This is a genomic window from Duganella sp. HH101, assembly GCF_001758795.1.
Classification (GTDB): Bacteria; Pseudomonadota; Gammaproteobacteria; order Burkholderiales; family Burkholderiaceae_D; genus Rugamonas; species Rugamonas rivuli.
The window spans coordinates 333,041-351,333 of record NZ_LRON01000006.1; the positions used below are offsets into that span (position 1 = coordinate 333,041).

23 protein-coding genes are annotated in these 18,293 nt (G+C 63.2%); 10 read left to right on the forward strand and 13 right to left on the reverse strand.

What is annotated here, in order from left to right; translation table 11 throughout:
• Positions 1 to 3: 3 nt before the first annotated feature.
• From DUGA2_RS12770 to rpoD, 4 genes are all read right to left on the reverse strand, one after another.
• Positions 4 to 237, reverse strand: coding sequence for a CPBP family intramembrane glutamic endopeptidase (locus DUGA2_RS12770; protein ID WP_168167782.1), 234 nt, complete (start codon positions 235 to 237; stop codon positions 4 to 6).
• Between the two features lie 393 nt (positions 238 to 630).
• Positions 631 to 981: a hypothetical protein gene (locus tag DUGA2_RS12775; RefSeq protein WP_070269621.1), complete on the reverse strand. Its 351-nt coding sequence runs from the start codon at positions 979 to 981 to the stop codon at positions 631 to 633.
• Positions 982 to 996: 15 nt separating this feature from the next.
• Complete coding sequence (locus DUGA2_RS32605; RefSeq protein ID WP_071658899.1) at positions 997 to 1,287, reverse strand: glucosaminidase domain-containing protein; 291 nt, start codon at positions 1,285 to 1,287, stop codon at positions 997 to 999.
• Positions 1,288 to 1,430: 143 nt separating this feature from the next.
• Complete coding sequence (gene rpoD / locus DUGA2_RS12780) at positions 1,431 to 3,923, reverse strand: RNA polymerase sigma factor RpoD (protein WP_070269622.1); 2,493 nt, start codon at positions 3,921 to 3,923, stop codon at positions 1,431 to 1,433.
• Between the two features lie 472 nt (positions 3,924 to 4,395).
• Here rpoD and DUGA2_RS12785 point away from each other — a divergent pair, with 472 nt between their 5' ends.
• The 5 genes from DUGA2_RS12785 (at position 4,396) to arr (ending at position 8,108) form a co-directional block, all read left to right on the forward strand.
• Positions 4,396 to 4,887: a ProQ/FINO family protein gene (locus DUGA2_RS12785; protein ID WP_070269623.1), complete on the forward strand. Its 492-nt coding sequence runs from the start codon at positions 4,396 to 4,398 to the stop codon at positions 4,885 to 4,887.
• A gap of 1 nt (position 4,888) precedes the next feature.
• Positions 4,889 to 5,551, forward strand: coding sequence for a 3'-5' exonuclease (locus DUGA2_RS12790; RefSeq protein ID WP_229214676.1), 663 nt, complete (start codon positions 4,889 to 4,891; stop codon positions 5,549 to 5,551).
• 47 nt (positions 5,552 to 5,598) lie between these two features.
• Positions 5,599 to 6,321 (forward strand): c-type cytochrome, encoded by a 723-nt coding sequence (locus DUGA2_RS12795; protein ID WP_070269624.1) that lies wholly within the window; start codon positions 5,599 to 5,601, stop codon positions 6,319 to 6,321.
• Between the two features lie 10 nt (positions 6,322 to 6,331).
• Positions 6,332 to 7,606 (forward strand): cytochrome c, encoded by a 1,275-nt coding sequence (locus DUGA2_RS12800; RefSeq protein ID WP_070269625.1) that lies wholly within the window; start codon positions 6,332 to 6,334, stop codon positions 7,604 to 7,606.
• A 112-nt stretch (positions 7,607 to 7,718) separates the two neighbouring features.
• Positions 7,719 to 8,108 carry an NAD(+)--rifampin ADP-ribosyltransferase gene (gene arr, locus DUGA2_RS12805; protein WP_070269626.1) on the forward strand — a complete coding sequence of 130 codons (390 nt, stop codon included), beginning with the start codon at positions 7,719 to 7,721 and terminating at the stop codon, positions 8,106 to 8,108.
• Here arr and DUGA2_RS12810 read toward each other — a convergent pair.
• The 3 genes from DUGA2_RS12810 to DUGA2_RS12820 all read right to left on the reverse strand — a co-directional run bounded on the left by DUGA2_RS12810 (position 8,074) and on the right by DUGA2_RS12820 (position 10,634).
• Positions 8,074 to 8,787, reverse strand: a complete 714-nt coding sequence (locus DUGA2_RS12810) for a YjjG family noncanonical pyrimidine nucleotidase (RefSeq protein WP_070269627.1) — start codon at positions 8,785 to 8,787, stop codon at positions 8,074 to 8,076. The two genes, arr and DUGA2_RS12810, sit on opposite strands and share 35 nt — an antisense overlap.
• A gap of 4 nt (positions 8,788 to 8,791) precedes the next feature.
• Positions 8,792 to 9,913, reverse strand: a complete 1,122-nt coding sequence (locus tag DUGA2_RS12815) for a type IV pilus twitching motility protein PilT (RefSeq protein ID WP_070269628.1) — start codon at positions 9,911 to 9,913, stop codon at positions 8,792 to 8,794.
• A 76-nt stretch (positions 9,914 to 9,989) separates the two neighbouring features.
• Entirely contained in the window at positions 9,990 to 10,634 is a 645-nt protein-coding gene (locus DUGA2_RS12820; RefSeq protein ID WP_008446972.1) for a hypothetical protein, read from the reverse strand.
• Between the two features lie 219 nt (positions 10,635 to 10,853).
• Here DUGA2_RS12820 and DUGA2_RS12825 point away from each other — a divergent pair, with 219 nt between their 5' ends.
• Positions 10,854 to 11,633: a head GIN domain-containing protein gene (locus DUGA2_RS12825; protein ID WP_070269629.1), complete on the forward strand. Its 780-nt coding sequence runs from the start codon at positions 10,854 to 10,856 to the stop codon at positions 11,631 to 11,633.
• Here the strand turns inward: DUGA2_RS12825 and DUGA2_RS12830 are convergent.
• Entirely contained in the window at positions 11,620 to 12,063 is a 444-nt protein-coding gene (locus DUGA2_RS12830) for a hypothetical protein (RefSeq protein ID WP_229214677.1), read from the reverse strand. The two genes, DUGA2_RS12825 and DUGA2_RS12830, sit on opposite strands and share 14 nt — an antisense overlap.
• Complete coding sequence (locus DUGA2_RS34470; RefSeq protein ID WP_229214678.1) at positions 12,032 to 12,274, reverse strand: Rpn family recombination-promoting nuclease/putative transposase; 243 nt, start codon at positions 12,272 to 12,274, stop codon at positions 12,032 to 12,034. The genes DUGA2_RS12830 and DUGA2_RS34470 overlap by 32 nt, the downstream gene beginning before the upstream one ends.
• Positions 12,275 to 12,379: 105 nt before the next feature.
• Between DUGA2_RS34470 and DUGA2_RS12835 the strand changes: the two genes are divergently transcribed.
• Positions 12,380 to 13,684 carry an amidohydrolase family protein gene (locus DUGA2_RS12835; protein ID WP_070269630.1) on the forward strand — a complete coding sequence of 435 codons (1,305 nt, stop codon included), beginning with the start codon at positions 12,380 to 12,382 and terminating at the stop codon, positions 13,682 to 13,684.
• Positions 13,685 to 13,699: 15 nt separating this feature from the next.
• On the opposite strand, the gene DUGA2_RS12840 is transcribed toward DUGA2_RS12835, so the two are convergent.
• From DUGA2_RS12840 to purU, 4 genes are read right to left on the reverse strand one after another with little or no spacing between them, the layout of a single operon-like run.
• Positions 13,700 to 14,191 carry a YcnI family protein gene (locus tag DUGA2_RS12840; RefSeq protein ID WP_083296308.1) on the reverse strand — a complete coding sequence of 164 codons (492 nt, stop codon included), beginning with the start codon at positions 14,189 to 14,191 and terminating at the stop codon, positions 13,700 to 13,702.
• The gene (locus tag DUGA2_RS12845) at positions 14,191 to 14,631 is read right to left on the reverse strand and encodes a copper chaperone PCu(A)C (protein WP_070269632.1); all 441 of its coding nucleotides are present in this window, start codon (positions 14,629 to 14,631) and stop codon (positions 14,191 to 14,193) included. The genes DUGA2_RS12840 and DUGA2_RS12845 overlap by 1 nt, the downstream gene beginning before the upstream one ends.
• A gap of 23 nt (positions 14,632 to 14,654) precedes the next feature.
• Positions 14,655 to 15,197, reverse strand: coding sequence for a YaeQ family protein (locus tag DUGA2_RS12850; protein WP_008446962.1), 543 nt, complete (start codon positions 15,195 to 15,197; stop codon positions 14,655 to 14,657).
• A 31-nt stretch (positions 15,198 to 15,228) separates the two neighbouring features.
• Positions 15,229 to 16,098 carry a formyltetrahydrofolate deformylase gene (purU, locus tag DUGA2_RS12855; protein ID WP_070269687.1) on the reverse strand — a complete coding sequence of 290 codons (870 nt, stop codon included), beginning with the start codon at positions 16,096 to 16,098 and terminating at the stop codon, positions 15,229 to 15,231.
• Between the two features lie 124 nt (positions 16,099 to 16,222).
• Here purU and DUGA2_RS12860 point away from each other — a divergent pair, with 124 nt between their 5' ends.
• The 3 genes from DUGA2_RS12860 (at position 16,223) to DUGA2_RS12870 (ending at position 18,280) form a co-directional block, all read left to right on the forward strand.
• Entirely contained in the window at positions 16,223 to 17,251 is a 1,029-nt protein-coding gene (locus DUGA2_RS12860) for an NADP-dependent oxidoreductase (protein WP_070269633.1), read from the forward strand.
• Positions 17,252 to 17,357: 106 nt separating this feature from the next.
• Positions 17,358 to 17,801, forward strand: a complete 444-nt coding sequence (gene phaP / locus DUGA2_RS12865; RefSeq protein WP_070269634.1) for a TIGR01841 family phasin — start codon at positions 17,358 to 17,360, stop codon at positions 17,799 to 17,801.
• Between the two features lie 122 nt (positions 17,802 to 17,923).
• Positions 17,924 to 18,280: a KGG domain-containing protein gene (locus tag DUGA2_RS12870; protein WP_070269635.1), complete on the forward strand. Its 357-nt coding sequence runs from the start codon at positions 17,924 to 17,926 to the stop codon at positions 18,278 to 18,280.
• The last annotated feature ends 13 nt before the right edge of the window (positions 18,281 to 18,293 follow it).

An 18,293-nucleotide genomic window follows, 5' to 3' on the forward strand; every position in this document is an offset into this window, starting at 1 on the left:
GCCTTAATTCAGCGTTGACAGGAAGGGCAGCAAACCCGCCACCACATGCGCGGCCATCACCGGGAACAGCCGGCCGGTACCGGCGTAGTAGATGCTGAACACCAGCCCCATCGCCAGCACCCCGGCTGCGCCCGCAGGCCCTTGGTACCAGTGGCAAAGCAACCGCACCAGCATCACGATGCCGACCGCGTTGGAGGCGCCAAAGCGCCGCAAGCCACGTTGCAAGTATGCCAGCAAGAACTGCGGCGGCATACAACACGACGCCCACACCCAGCCCGCCCCAGGATGGCCTGGGCAGCAAGGTCGCTAGCGGATAGCCGCTCAGCCGCAGCAGCGCCGGCGCCACACAGGCGGACAGCAATTCCTGTATCAGGATATCGGCAGAACGCCGGTCGCTGAAGCTCAACACGGCGGCGTCGCCGGACGCCATGCAGAACGCGCTCACGATAAAGCCGCCGAAGCAGATGGCCATGACCAGCAACGCCTGCCTCAGCGGCGTATGACTTGGTCCATTCAAAGACCGTTTTTTTCGATACCTCTAGTGCATTGCAACCGAGCCAGAAAAAATGCGCGGTTTGTCACGCCAAACAAGGTTAGCAACGAATTCCTGGGAGCGCGGTGCGATCACAATTACTTGATCCGAACGGGCGCGTGGTCCAGCGGCTTATAGTTTGTCCCGTCATAAACGTCGCTGGTCAGCCGGCCATCATGCTTCCTTACTCGCACACTAAACAGGCGGGGACCTGTTTCCGGCGTGCCGCCACAGTCTTGCGTGTGACGTTCGCGCACCAAAATTTCGAAATACAAGGGCTTCTCGATTGCATCGATTAAGCCGCATTCATCCTTCAGTGTCGTCAGCCGATATTTGTGGATGGCGCCGGTGGCAAGCTTGATTGCTTCGTCTTTGGTTCTTATTTCGCCGGCAAATATCGATGACGACGCCAGAAGCAACAGGGCAAACAAACGGTGAGATGGTTTCATGGCTCGATCCAATAGCTACTTTTTGAGCAGCGGCGTGATGTGTAAATGTATGATGGATTTCAATTTTTGCGCATAGTAGGGATCGGTAGCATAACTGCCCTTGACGGACCGTCCCCAGTTACTCTCAAGCGCGGATTGTGCGAGTATCACTTCGGCTGGGATGCCAGTTCGCGCAGCGATAATTTGTGCGTCACTGACATGCAGGCCAATAAAACGGGCTACATGAGCTGGCTGCTGCCTGGGTTTGGCTTTGTGGGCATGCTTGTGCGCGTGGATTTGCGCAAGCGCGTGTGCGTGTCTGGACATGAGCGATCTCCGGTCCGGTCGAAGTGACCAGGTTCAGCATTGCATCGACTCACGCGGTTGTTATTGAAGTCGCTCAGTATTTATCCTGGTTAAAAAATAAAAAAGGGAGGCACGCGGCCTCCCTTTCTTGTTTCAACTGACGCTTAGTTCTGCGTCAGGAAAGTCTTCAGCTTGTCCGAGCGCGACGGCTGGCGCAGCTTGCTCATGGCTTTCGCTTCGATCTGACGGATACGCTCGCGGGTCACGTCGAACTGCTTGCCCACTTCTTCCAGCGTGTGGTCGTTCGACATTTCCACGCCGTAGCGCATGCGCAGCACCTTGGCTTCGCGCGGGGTCAGCGAATCCAGCACTTCCTTGATGACGTTGCGCATCGAGGCGTGCAGCGCGGCATCCAATGGCGCCAGCGTGGTGTTGTCTTCGATGAAGTCGCCCAGCTGCGAATCGCCGTCCTCGCCCATCGGCGTTTCCATCGAGATCGGCTCTTTGGCGATCTTCATGATTTCGCGGACTTTGTTTTCCGGCATTTCCATCTTGACGGCCAGGGTCGCCAGGTCCGGCTCGCTGCCGGTTTCCTGCATGATCTGGCGCGAGATGCGGTTCATCTTGTTGATCGTTTCGATCATGTGCACCGGCACGCGGATGGTGCGGGCCATGTCGGCGATCGAACGGGTGATGGCCTGACGTATCCACCAGGTCGCGTAGGTCGAGAACTTGTAGCCGCGACGGTATTCGAACTTGTCGACCGCCTTCAGCAGACCGATATTGCCCTCCTGGATCAAGTCCAGGAACTGCAGGCCGCGGTTGATGTACTTCTTGGCGATCGAAATCACCAGACGCAAGTTGGCGACCGTCATTTCACGCTTGGCCTGGCGCGCGCGTTTTTCGCCGGCGGCCATCTGCTTGTTAATCTTGCGCAGGTCGGCCAGCGGCAAGGCCACGCGGGCTTGCAGGTCGATCATTTTCTTTTGCAGCTCTTTCACCGCAGGCACGTTACGGCCCAGGATGGCGCTGTACGGATAGGCGCTGTCGACTTCGCCGTCAACCCAGTCCAGGTCGCATTCATTGCCAGGGAAGACCTTGATGAAGTGGGCGCGCGGCATGCCGCATTTGTTCACGCACAGCTCCAGCACGGCGCGCTCGATGTGGCGCACTTCTTCCATCTGGCCGCGCAGCGTGTCGCACAGCTTCTCGACCACCTTGGCGGTGAAGCGGATGCCCAGCAGTTCGGCCGAAATCGCTTCCTGCGCCGACACATACGCCTTGGAGCCGTAGCCGCCGGTGGCCTTGCGCATCTTGTCGTACTGGGTCGAGATGACGTCGAACTTTTCCAGCGCGGCTTTCTTCAGCTGCGCCAGCTGCTCGGTCGAGAAGCCCGCCGCGCCGCCGTTGGCGTCGCCGTCTTCTTCCTCGACTTCTTCTTCCTCTTCTTCATCTTCATCCGACGCGACGGCAGGCGCGGCCGATACGGCCGGCGCGTTGTTCGCTTCGTTCAGGTCGACGAAGCCGTCCACCACTTCATCCACTTTCAACTCGTCGGCTTCGATCTTCTTGGCCAGCGCGACGATCTCGGCGATCGTGGTCGGGCAAGCGGAGATGGCCTGGATCATGTCCTTCAGGCCGCCTTCGATACGCTTGGCGATCTCGATCTCGCCTTCGCGCGTCAGCAGCGCCACGGCGCCCATTTCACGCATGTACATGCGGACCGGGTCGGTGGTGCGGCCGAAGTCGGAGTCGACGGTCGACAGCGCGGTCGCGGCAGCCGCTTCCACTTCGTCGTCCGAGGTGACGGTGGCGACGCTGTCGGTCAGCAGCAGCGATTCGGCATCCGGCGCGCGCTCGTAGATGGCGATGCCCATGTCGTTGAAGGTCGCGATGATGCCTTCGATCGCTTCAGGGTCGACAATGTTTTCCGGCAGTTGGTCGTTGATCTCGGCGTAGGTCAGGAAGCCGCGTTCCTTGCCCATGTTGATCAGGTTCTTGATCTGGGTGCGGCGGCGTTCCAGCTCTTCAGCCGTGCTCTTCGAATCGACGCCCAGCATGTCGGCGGCGCCGCCCTTGGCCTTGCGCTCGCGGGCCTTGGACACGGCCTTCAGTTCGGCGCGCTCAACCGCGTTCAGTGCCGCGACTTCGTCGTTTTCCGGCGTGAATTCGGATGGCTTGCGGCCGCGGCGGCCAGGTACCTTGACGCTAGGCAGCAGGTAGCCGGAGGTGTCGATCGAGGCCAGCGTGGCGGCGTCCGTCACCTGGCTGACGGCTGGGCCGGCGGTGACGATGACGACCGGTGCAGGCTCGGCCTTGGCAGCCTTGACCAGCTTGGATTTCGGTGCGGCCTTGACCACCACCGCCGGCGCGCCGGCTTCGGCGGCCGGCGCGCCGGCGACCTTGCGCGCCACCTTGACGGTCTTGACCGGCGCGTCCGCGCTGTCGGCCTGCTGCACCGCCACTTGCGCTTCCGCCTGGGCCGCTTCGGCCGCGGCGCTCAGGCGCGTTTTCTTTTTGACTACCGTTACTTTGCTCGCTGCCTCTTGCGCATTATCGATCACATAAGATAGAGTCGTCTTTGGCACCACCAGCGGAGCGGAGCTGGTGCGGGCGGCCTTGACGGACAACGTTAAAGTTTTCGGCGTTTTTGTCATTAAATATCTCTCAATGCGTATTCGCCAGAAAATACAAAATGCCATAGCCAGCGCCGACCGTTACCGGTGCGCACAGATGGAAATGTTGTAATTTAGCTGACGATTATCTGCGGAATAAAAAAAGCCCGCATCCAACAACGGGCTTGTTTCTCTTTTCAGTGAAGAATAGGGAGAGGGCAAAGTATGCCGTATAGCGCGACATCAGGATAATTGATAGTACCTATATCCGACATCTTAAAACCATATAACAAGGGCTACAAACTCTTGTCAGACCGTCCAAATCGCATCCTGTACCAAACTGAAACGCACCGTCCTGCAAAAGTGCGTCTCGCATTATACACGTTTTGGCGTGCGAACGCACCCCCGGCGTCCAACTGGCGTATGATGGTGTCGTGGTCATTTTTACATCATGGCCTAAAAGGCACTGCAATCCCGTAGTGCCCATGATATGCTCACGCCTCTTGCTTAAACTATGAAGTCGATGAACACTAGTCTCACCCCTCAGGCGCCGGCAACCGAGCCCGCAGCCACTGCCGTTACCGCCGCATCCACTTCAGCGCCTGCAGCTCTTACCCCGCGCAGCTTGCTGAAACAATTGCAGACCCAATTCCCGGCCTTCCGCGATTTCCTGCCTTTGTCGATTGGTATCGACAAGCAGATCCTCGCCGTCATGCCCGAACTGGACCGCAAGACCATGCGTACCGCGCTCGGCATCCATACCGGCTCGCTGCGCTACCTGAAAGTCATGGAAAAAGCCAAGGTGCGCCACGATCTGGACGGCACCCCTGGCGCCGAAGTGACGGACACCCACCGCGCCCACGCCACCCAGGTCTTGCAGGAACGCTTCAAGAAAGAAGCCGAACGCAAGAAGGCGGAACGCGACGCGGCCGCGGCCGAAGAAGCGGCCCGCGTGCGCGCCGACAAGCTGAACCAGCTGACCGCGAAGTTCTCGCGCAAGGGTTGAGTTGGCGTTGACTACGCAACAGCAGGCGGCGCCGGCGGAAGCCGAGCTGCCGCCCTACGTGGGTCTGCGCATCGGCGATGTGCAGCTGATCGCCACGCTGGAGCAAGCCATCGCCGCGCGCGACATCTTGCTGGCCACCGACGCCATCGGCTTCGATACCGAATCGAAGCCGACCTTCACCAAGGGCGAGACCTCGACCGGCCCGCACCTGATCCAGTTTTCCACCGACCACAAGGCCTATCTGTTTCAGATCGGCAGCAGCATTTCCGCGCCCATGCGCGAAGTGCTGCAAGCGGTGCTGGAAGCGCCCGCCCTGCTGAAGGTGGGCTTCGGCCTGTCCGACGACGTCAAGCGGTTGCACGCCAAGCTGGCGATACGCGCGGCCGGCGTGGTCGACCTGTCGGTGGCGCTGCGCACGCCGGGCCAGCGCAACGACCTCGGCGCCAAGACCGCCGTCGCCAAGTTCTTCGGCCAGAAGCTGCAGAAGTCCAAAAAGATCTCGACCACCAACTGGGCGCTGCCGCGCCTGAACGAAAAGCAGATCCTGTATGCCGCCGACGACGCCCAGGTCGCGCTGCGCGTCTACCGCCACTTCATCGCCGCCGGCAACAAGCTGCCGCCGATGAAAGCCGTTAAACTTCCCCGCCCGCCCAAGCCTTTATAGAAGCGATCTGGTATCCTTGCCAGATAGATACGACTTCAAGGAATGGCATGTCCACATTTTCCGTCGTGCGCGCATGCGCCGCGCTGGCTGTCGCCGGCTGGTGCGTGCCGTCACTGGCCGCCGCGCCAGCCACCCTGCCCGACACGCTGGAACAACGCGTGGCCGCCTGCATCGCCTGCCACGCCGTCAAGGAGCGCGGCGACGCCTTCTTCCCGCGCATCGCCGGCAAGCCGGCCGGCTACCTGTACAACCAGCTGGTGAATTTCCGCGAAGGCCGGCGCCACTATCCGATGATGACCTATATGGTCGACCACCTGCCGGACGCCTATCTGCGCGAGATCGCCGAGTACTTCTCGCAGCAGCATCCGCCCTACCCGCCGGCCCAGGCCGGCAGCGGCGCCAGCGCCAGCACGGCCTCGCTGGCGCGCGGCCAGGCGCTGGTGCAGCAAGGCGATCCGGCCAAGAAGATCCCGGCCTGCGTGGCCTGCCACGGCAGCACGCTGACCGGCGTGGTGCCCGCCATCCCCGGCCTGATCGGCCTGCCAAGCGACTACGTCAACGCCCAGTTCGGCGCATGGAAGAACAAGGTGCGCCGCGCCGCCGCGCCGGATTGCATGGCGGAGATCGCCAACCGCTTGAACGAGGCCGACATCGCCGCCGTCTCCGGCTGGCTCAGCAAACAAACGCCCGATCCCGCCGCCCGCCCCGGCGCCGCCGACAGCATCGCCATGCCCCTGCCGCTGAACTGCGGCAGCGTGCCAGCACCATAAGGGGCCGCACATGAAGAAAATTATTTATACCGTTATCGCGCTGCTGGCGGCCGGCCTGTTGCTCGTGCTGTTCGGGAGTTCCGACGATACCGGCCCGGCGCCCACCGTCACCGCCAAACTGGCGCCGGCCGAGAAAGTCGCGCGCGGCGCCTACCTCGCCAAGGCCGGCGACTGCATGGCCTGCCACACCGTGCGCGGCGGCGCGCAATACGCCGGCGGCCGCGCGCTGCCTACGCCGTTCGGCAACGTCATCTCGCCCAACATCACGTCGGACCAGGCGACCGGCATCGGCAGCTGGAGTTCCGACGACTTCTGGCGCGCGCTACACAACGGCAAGTCCAAAGACGGCCGCCTGCTGTATCCGGCCTTCCCCTACACCAACTACACCCGCATCACGCGTGACGATGCCGATGCGCTGTACGCCTATTTCCAATCGGTGCCGGCGGTGTCGCAGGCCAACCAGGCGCATACCTTGCGCTTCCCCTACAACCGGCAATTCATGCTGGCCGGATGGCGCGCGCTGTACTTCAAGCCCGCCGTGTTCCGCGAAGACACGAAACAGTCGGTGGACTGGAATCGCGGCGCCTACCTGGTGCAAGGCCTGGGCCATTGCAGCGCCTGCCACAGCGCGCGCAACACGCTGGGCGCGACCGATGGCGAAGGCTTGTCCGGCGGCCTGATACCGGTGCTGGGCTGGTATGCGCCGTCGCTCAATTCCGGCGCCGAGGCCGGGCTGGGAGAATGGATGCAGCCGCACATCGCGCAGTTGCTGAAGACCGGCGTATCGCCGCGCGCGACCGTGTTCGGGCCGATGGCGGAAGTGGTGCAGCAAAGCCTGCAATACCTGAGCGACAGCGACATCAACGCGATGGCGGTCTACCTGAAAGCCTTGCCGGGTGACGGCAAGAAATCCGAATTCGAGCGCGACAAGGGCGCGGAAGCGGCGGCCTATCTGGCCGCAGGCGCCAAGCTGTACGAGAAGCACTGCGCGGATTGCCACGGCGCCGGCGGTGGCGGCCTGCCGCCCGGCTATCCGCCGCTGGCAGGCAACCGCGCGCTGACGATGGAGCAGGCGGTCAACCCGATCCGCATCGTGCTCAACGGCGGCTTTGCACCCGGCACGGCAGGCAATCCCCGTCCCTACGGCATGCCGCCGTTCGGCCATGTGCTGAACGATACGGAAGTGGCGCAAGTGGTGTCCTACCTGCGCAGCGCCTGGGGCAACAACGCGCCGCCGGTCAACGGCAACGACGTCAACCGCTATCGCGCGATTCCGCTGGATTAAACCCTGGGGTCAAGTCTGACATTTGGACACAGACGCTGCTGTAGTGAGGACTACGGTAGCGCTCGTGTCCGAATGTCAGACTTGACCCCGGCATTAGCATTAGGAGGTATTCATGGAGTACTACCACGGCACTCGTGCCGACCTGAAGGAAGGCGATCTGATCGAGCCGGGCTACGCATCCAACTATGGCAGCAGGCGCAAGGCCAATCATGTGTATCTGTCCGCCACGCTGGAGGCGGCGACCTGGGGCGCTGAGCTGGCGCAGGGCGACGCGCCCGGCAGGATCTATATCGTGGAGCCGACCGGCCCGATCATGGACGACCCGAATCTGACGGACAAAAAATTCCCCGGCAACCCGACCAAGTCCTACCGCTCGCGCGAGGCGCTACGGGTTGTCGGCGAGGTCAAGGATTGGCAGGGGCATGCGCCCGAAGTGCTTCAGGCGATGAAGGACCACGTCGAGAAACTCAGGTTACAGGGCATTGAGGCAGTCGACGATTGAGCAGGGGCGCGATGTCGTTCAGGCTGGCCACCTCGTAGTCGGGCAGCGCTGCCGATGCGTTGTCCAGGCCATCGGGATTGAACCAGCAGCTTTCGATGCCATACCGGTTGGCGCCCAGGATGTCGGCGTCCAGCCGGTCGCCGACGATGATCGCTTCTTCCTTGGCAAACGGCCTGGCCATTTTTGCGGCATATTCGAAGAAGCGCACATCAGGCTTGGCGTAGCCGCACGCTTCGGACGTGGCGACAAAGGAAATGTACCCGGCCAGCCCCGAGCTGGCGATGCGGCGGTTCTGGATGGCTTCGACACCGTTGGTGATGATGCCCACCTCGCCCATGGCGGACAGCGTCTCGCACACCTGCCTGGCGCCATCGATCAGGACCACGGTGTCCGGCAGCGACTCCAGATACAGGCTGCTTGCCGCCTCCGGGTCCAGCTCGATGCCATTCGCCTCGAAGGTCTTGCGGAAGCGCTCCACCTTCAGGAAATCCTTGGTCACATCGCCAGTCTCGAAGCGACGCCACAACTCCACATTGATTGCCTGGTACTGCTGGAAAATCCCGTCCACGCCATCGCGCAGGCCCAGCGCCTGCATGGTGCGGACGAAGGAAAGCTTTTCGGACGCCCTGAAGTCCAGCAGGGTATCGTCCAGGTCGAATAAAAACAGTTTATATTTCATTGTCTTAGTAGTGCTCGGCAAAGCCGATGCGGTCGGTGGTGGCGTTGCGGGCATCATCCACGCTGACCTTGCCGGCAGCCAGCAACGCGCGCAGCGAAGCGTTCATCGTGTGACAGCCCTCGCCCGGCCTGGTTTCCATCCAGTTGCGCAGCGCCGACACCTGGCCGCTGGCGATCATGTTGACCACGTCCGGATTCGAGGTCAGGCACTCGGTGGCCAGGTGGTAGCGGTCGCCGTCCACCGACGGCAGCAGCGCCTGGCACAGCACGCCGCGCAGCGCGTGCGCCAGCGCCTGCGACTGCGGCTCGGCGTTGCCCAGCAGGCGCACCATCTTCTGCAAGCCCAGCTCGGTCGAGCGCGCATGCAGCGAGGCCAGCACCAGCGGGCCGGATTCGGCCAGCGCCAGCGCTTCCTGCGCCGTCTGCGCGTCGCGGATCTCGCCGATGACGATCACGTCCGGCCGTTCGCGCAGCGCGTCCAGCGCCCCCAGGTAGAAGCTCTCGACGTCGCCGTCGAAGCCCACTTCGCGCTGGGTGATGACGCACTGGCGCTGCGGAATCAGCGTTTCCACCGGATCTTCAATGGTGATGATGTGGCCGGACCGGTGCTTGTTGATCTCGTCGAGCATGGCGGCGATGGTGGTCGACTTGCCCTGGCAGGTGTCGCCGATGATCAGCACCAGTCCGCTGGTGAGCTTGGCGAAGTTCTGCTCGGCCTGGCGCAGGCCCAACTGGCCGAGCGCCATCGGTTCCTTGGGGAAGCGGCGGATCACGCAGCCCAATCGCTTCTTGCCCTGGAAGCTGAAACAGTTGGCGCGGATGCGCGCCGTGTGCAAATCGACCGCGCGGTCGAAGGCGCGGTCCTGGATGCGTTCGGCCCAGTTCGGCTCGACCACCTCGAAAAATTCCTGCAGCTCCTCGCGCGTGATCGGCGAATCCGTCACCGCCACCAGCCCTTTCGGCTGGCGCAGCAACAGCGGGCTGTTCTGGTGGATCAGGATGTCGCTGAAGATCAGCTTGGAATTGAGCAGATGCAGGATCTGCTCGACAAGGGTGCCGAAGACCGGATGGTCTTCGTTTTCGATGTAAGTCAGGGTACGAATTTGCGACGACTGGTAATTTTCCATCTCTACTCTGATCTCCGTGGGGTCGGTGAAGCTCCACGGACGATTATAAGAGAAAACTTGCAGTACCGAAATTTTTTCAGCTGCGGACCTTGGGATATTTGAAGCCGGTGCGCAGGTCCATGCTGTAGCGTTGCTTGCCTTCCGTGACCAGCACGTGGTCGGGCGGTTCCTCGCCGGCCAGCGCGCGGTAGAAGATCGGCAAGCCCTCGCCCTTGCGGACCAGGTCGTCGCAGCGTTCGTAGACATTCGGACAACCGGTTTCCGCCAGCAGCGCCTGCACGATGGGCACTTTCCAGGCGTCGACGCCGGCCGACTGGAACTGGCAGATCAGGTAGCCCTGGACGCCGCCCCAGCTGTCGACCAGCAGGCCGGACAGGCCGTCCTCGTCGCCGCGCACCACCGGCACCAGGTCGTTCGGGCCGGCGGCGCGCACGGCGGCCGCGCGCTTGGCGATGGCGGCCTTGACGCGGCGCTTGATCAGCGCGTGGTCGACCGGTTCGTCTTCCTTGTAGGTCCAGATGCGGGCGCAGATCTGCGACTTGGCGTTGTAGGCGGCGCGGCCGATGAACTGGCGCGACGAAGTCTGCACGGTGGCGGTGGCGCCGGGCTTGTTCTTTTCCTGCGGCCGGCCTTCGACGCGCTCGACGGCGGAAGCGTAAATCCAGGGGTCGCCGGCCAGCAAGCTCTTTTCCTTGCCCTGTTTGATGGTGATGATCAGCATGTAAGTCCAATGTGTGCTGCGTTGCAGCGTGCGGTGTTGCGGGATAGCCCGAATGATACCTCATGCCGGCCCGGCAGCCGCCGGGCGTGCCGCCCCATCCCCGCCTGCTGCATTCTGTTCCGCCGCTGCTGCAATCTGTCGCAGCCGGGTTCCGTGCGCGCGGTGGAGTCCGTAGTATCCAACCTCAAGAGCCGTACCAACCATTACGAGGAGACCATCATGGCAAAACCATCCATCCGCAGCGCCCTGCGCACCCTGTTCCTGTCCGCCGGCCTGCTGGCCGTCGCAGCGCCCGCCAGCGTGGCCTGGGCCGGCCCGCTGAGCTGGTTCCATGGCGAGCGCGTGCAGGGCAGCGGCAAGATCGTCAAGCAGAACCGCGAACTGGGCCACTTCACCTCGCTGGCGACCAGCGTCAGCGGCAACGTCGAGATCCGCATCGGCAATACCGAGAGCATCAGTATCGAGACCGACGACAATCTGCAGGCGCTGATCGAGACGGTGGTCGACAACGGCACGCTGCGCATCCGGCCAACGCGCAAGGACGTCAACCTGGAGTCGCGCACGATGAAGATCGTGGTGCAGGCGCGCTCGATCGAGAAGATCGCCGTGACCGGTTCCGGCTCGGTCGACGTCGACAAGCTGCGCGCCGAGAGCCTGACCTTCGACGTGGGCGGTTCGGGCTCGATCAATGCGCGCAACCTGGAAAGCGAGTCGGTGGCGATCGCGCTGGGCGGCAGCGGCAATCTGAAGACAAGCGGCAATACCGAGCGCTTGCAGATCTCAATAGGCGGTTCGGGGCGGGTGCAGGCCGGCCAATTGGCGGCGCGCGACGCGACGGTCAGCATCGGCGGCTCGGGCCAGGCGACGGTGTGGGCCAGGCAGACGCTGAACCTGAGCGTGGCCGGCTCCGGCGACATCGCCTACTACGGCGATCCGCAGCTGACCAAGAGCGTGATGGGTTCGGGTACGATCAAGCGGCTGGGCGCTACGCCGCAGTAAAGACCTGGGCCGGATCGCGGCCGTCACCCAGCGCCTCGATCCAGGCGCTGAGTTGGGCGGCGTCGGCACCGGCCACTTTTTCTGCGAGTTCAGCCGGCAGAGTGGCGTTACGCCCGGCCAGCAGCGCATGCAGCGCCTGCTGCAGCCCCTCCACCCGTCCTTGTTGCATGCCTTGTTGCATGCCTTGTTGTATGCCTTGTTGCATTCCCTGCCTCAACCCTTTGCGCCGCCCCTCTTTCAGCCCCTTGAGGCGGCCACGCTTGACGGCCTCATATTCCAGCAAGGCTTCATAGGTCTTGAATCGCCGGTTAAATAGCATCACTGGCTCCTCCCCTGAGTTCATATTAGCTTCGTCAAATTCTTCCTGCAAGATCGTGCATACCCAGCGCGTCAGGCTGTCACAAGCCATTGCGACATCCGGCGCTTTCATACTCTCCCACTCCCCGCCAACCTTGGCCCGCCACACCATGTCCTGGTGGCTGCTTGCCGCAGTCGCTGGCATAGCTGGCATTGACGCGCTCGAAGGCGCCGACCTCCAGCGACCTGGCCCAGCCGGCCGGCAAAAAACCGGCCAGCAAATCCCGCACGATCTCGGGATGCGCGAAGAGTTGGCGGTATAGCGTGTCGCTGCGGGTGTTCATCCAAAAAATTGTAGCGTTCGCCTGAAGACGCGGGTAGCCTAGGCGGGCGCGGTTTGGCCCGCATCAATCCGGCGCGACTACAACAACCACAACAAGGAGATCCGCTTGAACGTCATCGCCATGTCCATCCGCCGCGCCTTCGCGCTGCCGCTATTGCTGCTGGCCTGCTCCACCGCCAGCGCCGCCTCCACCGCCGACACCGCCCCGACCGCCATCACCGCCATCAAAGCCGCCCACATGCTCGACGTGCGCAGCGGCGCGCTGATCGACAACGCCGTGGTGCTGGTCAGCGGCGAACGCATCACCGCCGCCGGCAGCAAGCTGGCGATCCCGGCCGGCGCCCAGGTCATCGACCTCGGCAACAAGACCCTGCTGCCCGGCCTGATCGACATGCACACCCACCTGACCGGCGACCCGCAGGACGCCGGCTATTCCATCATCGCCAAATCCATCCCCCGCAGCACGCTGACCGGCGCCAAGAACGCCCGCCTGACGTTGCAAGCCGGCTTCACCACCGTGCGCGACGTCGGCGCCGACGGCTATGCCGACATCGGCCTGCGCGACGCCATCAACGACGGCGACGTGCCCGGCCCGCGCATTGCCGCCTCCGGCCCGCCGCTGAGCATCACCGGCGGCCACTGCGACGACACCATGCACGCGCCCGAATACAAGCAGACCGCACTCGGCGTGGCCGACGGCGCCGCCGAAGCGCTCAAAGTCACGCGCCGCAACATCAAGTACGGCGCCGACGTCATCAAGATCTGCGCCACCGGCGGCGTGCTGTCCTTCGGCGACGACCCGCGCACTTCGCAATACACGCAGGAAGAATTGAAGGCCATCATCAGCGACGCCCACCGCCTTGGCCGCAAAGCCGCCGCCCACGCGCATGGCGGCGACGGCATCAAGCTGGCGGTACTGGCCGGCATCGACTCAATCGAACACGGCTCCTACATCGACGACGAAGGCATCAAGCTGATGAAGGAGCACAAGACCTGGCTGGTGCCGACCGTCTACCTGGGCGACTGGCTGATCGACAACGCCGAGGCAATCAAGCTGCCGCCACCGCTGCTGGAAAAAGCCAAGGTGGTGTTGCCGACCGCGCGCCTGAACATCGCCCGCGCCATCAAGGCCGGCGTGCCAGTCGCTTTCGGCACCGACGCCGGCGTCTACCCGCACGGCTTGAACGCGCGCGAGTTCGGCACCCTGGTCAAGCTGGGCATGACGCCGATCCAGGCGATCCGCGCAGCCACGCTCAACGCCAGCGAGCTGCTGGGCTGGACCGACAAGGTGGGCACTATCGAAGCGGGCAAGTTCGCCGACCTGATCGCGGTCGACGGCGAGCCGTTAAAAGATGTGAAGACGCTGGAAAGCGTCCAGTGGGTAATGAAGGGCGGCGCGGTCGTCAAATAAGCCGCGCGGCCTGGATCAATGCTGGCGCAGGTCCGTGCCGGACGGCGCCGGCAGCACTTCCAGCACCGGTGCCGGCGCCTTCAGTTTGACGGCGCTGTCGCCGGGGATCTCGTCCCAGGCCACGCTGACCTTGTCGCACTGCTGCACGACGCGGAAGTACAACTTGCCCGGCTGCGAACTCAGCTTGACCTGCACGACGAACTCGTCGAAATAGGCGTCCGGCAGCGGGCCGCCCTTCCAGCTGATTTCCTGCACGCCGCCGCTGGTGCCGACGTTGATCTTCCAGCCCGCCTTGGGCATGGGCTTGGCGTTGGTCGCGCCTTCCGGCAGCGACACGGTCAAGCCCTTGGTGGCGGTGCCATCGCAGCCGTGGCCGACGCGGAAGCTCAGCTTCTGAAAACTGCCCGCCAGGCCGGTGCTTTGTTCCAGCGTCACATGCGCCTGCGCCGCAGGCGCCAGCATCGCAGCAGAGAAAACCAGCGCCAGCATGGAGGAAGTCGTTTTCATCACTGCCCTTTCGGTGGTGTGTACGTCAGCGGTTTGACCGTCACGTCGACGGCGATGGTTTCAGTCTGCTTGCCCTTCTTGCGGATCACCAGCGTGACCGGCACGGTCTCGCCTTCCTTCAACTGCCGCTTCAGATCCATCAGCATCACGTGATAGCCGCCGGAGGCCAGGTCCACCATTTTCCCGGCCGGCAGTTCCAACGACGGCACGGCGTGCATCTTCATCATCTGGCCATCCATCTGCATCTGATGGATCTCCGCCACGCCCGCCACGCCGGAGCGCACCTCCACCAGTTGCCCACCCTGCGCGGACTTGAGCTGCATGAACACGCCGGTGGACTTGGCCGACGGCACGGTGGCGCGTATCCAGGCGTCGCGTACTTCGACCTGGGCCGACGCCAGCGGCGCCGCCAGCAGCAATGCGTAGAGAATTTTTTTCATCGACCGATTATAGCAACCTTGGATCAGCGCTCGCCCTTGAAGGTTTCGCGGCCGACTTCCACCGTGGTGGTGCCGTCGGTCAGCCAGATCTGGCCGTCCTGGATCGTGCATTGCAGCTGCATGCTGCGCTGGGCCATCTTGGACAGCTGCTCGGTGGCGTCGGCGTCCAGGTTGATCACGGTCAGGTTCTTGCAGCGCTCGACCTTGTTGGCCAGGGCCTTCCACCAGATGTGGCTGGTGGCGGCGTAGCTGTAGACATAGACGTGCTCCGAACGGCCGCTGGCCTTCAGGATCACCTTCTCGTCCGGCTGGCCCACTTCGATCCACAGCTGGATCGCGCCGGTCAGGTCCTTCTGCCACAGGTCCGGTTCTTCGACGTCGAACAGGCCCTTGGTGAACGTCAGCGCTTCGTTGGCGTGGATCGCGAAGGCGATCAGGCGCACCATCATGCGCTCGTCGGTTTCGGACGGGTGACGCGCCAAGGTCAGCGACTGGGTCTCGTAGAAGTTGCGGTCCATGTCCGCGATCTGCAAGTCGGCTTTGTAAATTGTTGCTTTGAGGGCCATCGGTGAATCTCTTCGTTTCTAATTTATTCTGTTATTTAAAGACGACAGTCTTGTCGCCGTTCTGCAAAATGCGGTGTTCGACAAACCATTTGACGGCGCGCGCCAGCACCACGCACTCGACGTCGCGGCCGATGGCCGACAGCGTGTCGGCATCCATCGAATGGTCGACGCGCTCGACGTCCTGCTCGATGATCGGGCCTTCATCCAGATCGCCGGTGACGAAGTGGGCGGTGGCGCCGATCAGCTTGACGCCGCGGTGGTGCGCCTGCGCATACGGCTTGGCGCCCTTGAAGCTCGGCAGGAAGGAATGGTGGATATTGATCGCCTTCCCTTTCAGCGCCGTGCACAGGCCGGGCGACAGGATCTGCATGTAGCGCGCCAGCACGACCAGGTCGATGTTGTGCGAGTTCATCAGCTCGATGACCTTGGCTTCCTGCGCCAGCTTGGCTTCCTGCGATGCGCCGGTGGCCAGCGGCAGGTGGTGGAACGGAATATTGTAGCTGGCGGCCAGCTGGTAGAAGTCCATGTGGTTGGACACGATGGCCGGGATTTCCACCGGCAGCAGACCGCTCTTGTAGCGGAACAGCAGGTCGTTGAGGCAATGGCCGATCTTCGACACCATCAGCATCACGCGCGGCTTGTAGTGGGCGTCGCGCAGCTCCCAGTCCAGCTTCATGTCCGCGCCCAGCAGGCTGAAATCGGCGCGCAGCAGGTCGTCGTTCATGGTGCGGTCTTCCAGCGCGAAATGCACGCGCATGAAGAACAGCTTCGATTCGCTGTCGCCGAACTGGGCCGAGTCGATGATGTTGCAGCCGTGCTCGGCAAGGAAACCCGACACGCGATGAACGATTCCGCGCTGATCCAGGCAAGAGAGTGTCAAAATGTATTCGGGATTGCTCATATCCACCATCGTTATAGGTCTAACAAGGCCGGTATTGTCGCACGGCTGGCCACCATCCGTAAAAATAGCACGCTCGTTCAATTTACGCTATATTGGCTGCCACACTCTTCTTTGAGGATACAAAATGACGATCAACGAGACAAATCTTCAATTCCGCCTGGCAGCCCGTCCGGTGGGCATGGTCAAGGACAGCGACTGGCAGCAGGTCAGCGAGCCGGTGCGCGAGCCGGCCGACGGCGAAGTCGTCGTCAAAGTGTTGTACCTGTCGCTCGATCCGGCCATGCGCGGCTGGATGAACGAAGGCAAATCCTACATCCCGCCGGTCGGCATCGGCGAGGTGATGCGGGCCGGCGGCGTCGGCGTGGTGGTGGCGTCGAAGTCGCCGGACTTCGCGGTCGGCGACCATGTGCAGGGCGGCACCGGCGTACAGCGCTACTGGGTCGGCCCGGCCGGCGACAAGCGCCATGGCTTCCGCAAGGTCGACGCCAAGCTGGCGCCGCTGCCCACCTACCTCAACACGCTGGGCATGCCCGGCATGACGGCCTACTTCGGCCTGATCGAATCGGGCCAGCCCAAGGCCGGCGACACCGTGGTGGTGTCCGGCGCGGCCGGCGCGGTCGGCCAGACCGTCGGCCAGGTGGCCAGGCAGCTGGGCTGCCGCGTGGTCGGCATCGCCGGCGGCAAGGACAAGTGCGACTTCGTGGTCAAGCAGCTGGGCTTCGACGCCTGCATCGACTACAAGGGCGGCTCGGTCAAGGACGGCCTGAAGGAACACTGCCCGAACGGCGTCGACGTCTACTTCGACAACGTCGGCGGCGAGATCCTCGACACCGTGCTCACCCGCATCAACATGAAGGCGCGCATCGTCATCTGCGGCGCCATCTCGCAGTACAACAACACCACGCCGGTCAAGGGTCCGGCCAACTACCTGTCGCTGCTGGTCAACCGCGCGCGCATGGAAGGCATCGTCGTGTTCGACTACGCCGACCGCTACCACCTGGGCGTCGCCGCGCTGGGCAAGTGGATGAAGGAAGGCAAGGTCAAGAGCAAGGAAGACATCGTGCAGGGCCTGGAGCATTTCCCGCAGGCGTTGAACATGCTGTTCGAAGGGAAGAACTTCGGCAAGCTGGTGCTGCAGGTGGCCGCCGAATAAATTCCAGGGAACTTTCCGGCGCACGCCGCGTCTATTCTTCTGCTGCACACACCGCCGGGCCGCAAGCCCGGCGTTTTTCATTGAAGAATCCCGACGAGGAAGACCCATGCTCCCGCAACTCATCACCCCCGCGATCCGATCGCACATCGACATCCTGATTACGCTGACCACCGACCTGACCCAGCGCGCACTCGAAACCCTGCAAGGCTTGAGCGAGCTGAACATGCAACTGGGCCGCGACCTGATCGCCGAAATCGGCGGCAACACCCAGCGGCTGATGGCCAGCAAGGACGCCGCGCAACTGGGCGCCGCCTTCAGCGCGCAGCTGACGCCGGGCGCCGCCGCGCTGCAAAACTACCAGCAGCACCTGGCCGAGCTGTTCAGCCGCGCCAATTCCAGCATGGCGCAAACGGCGGCCACCCACATGCCGGCGGTGCGCCGCGCCGCCACCGGCATGGCGGAGGAATTCATGCATACCGCCTCCGAACAGACCGCGCGCGCCGCCGAGCAGATGTCCAGGTACCAGATGGCCAGCCAGATGCACCATTGACCGACTCGACGTTCGTGGAACTTCCGTCAACCTTGCACCTCTAACCATACAGAGCAGCCGGCTTTGCGGCGGGCTGCCCTGGGAATCCTGACGGAATTTCATAACACTCATGAGGAGGTTTTATGGCCAGTAATTCAGGTAACGATCAAGCCAAGCCCAAGGGCACGGCCAAACGCGGCTTCGCGGCAATGGACGAGGCAACCCAACGCGCCATCGCCAGCAAGGGCGGGCAAGCCGCGCACCAAAAAGGCACGGCCCACGAATTCGATTCGGAAGAAGCGCGCCGCGCCGGCCAGAAAGGCGGCGAGGCGGTCAGCCGCGACCGCGAACACATGGCGCAGATCGGGCGCAAAGGCGGGGAAAGCCGGCAATCCGCAGCCCGCGCCAATGCCGAGAAAAACGCTGCGGCGCGCGCAGCCGTGTCCGAACAAACGGCCAAGGGAGGCAGCCAGCAAGGCGGCAAAACCGCCGAGCGCTGAACGGCCATCCGGC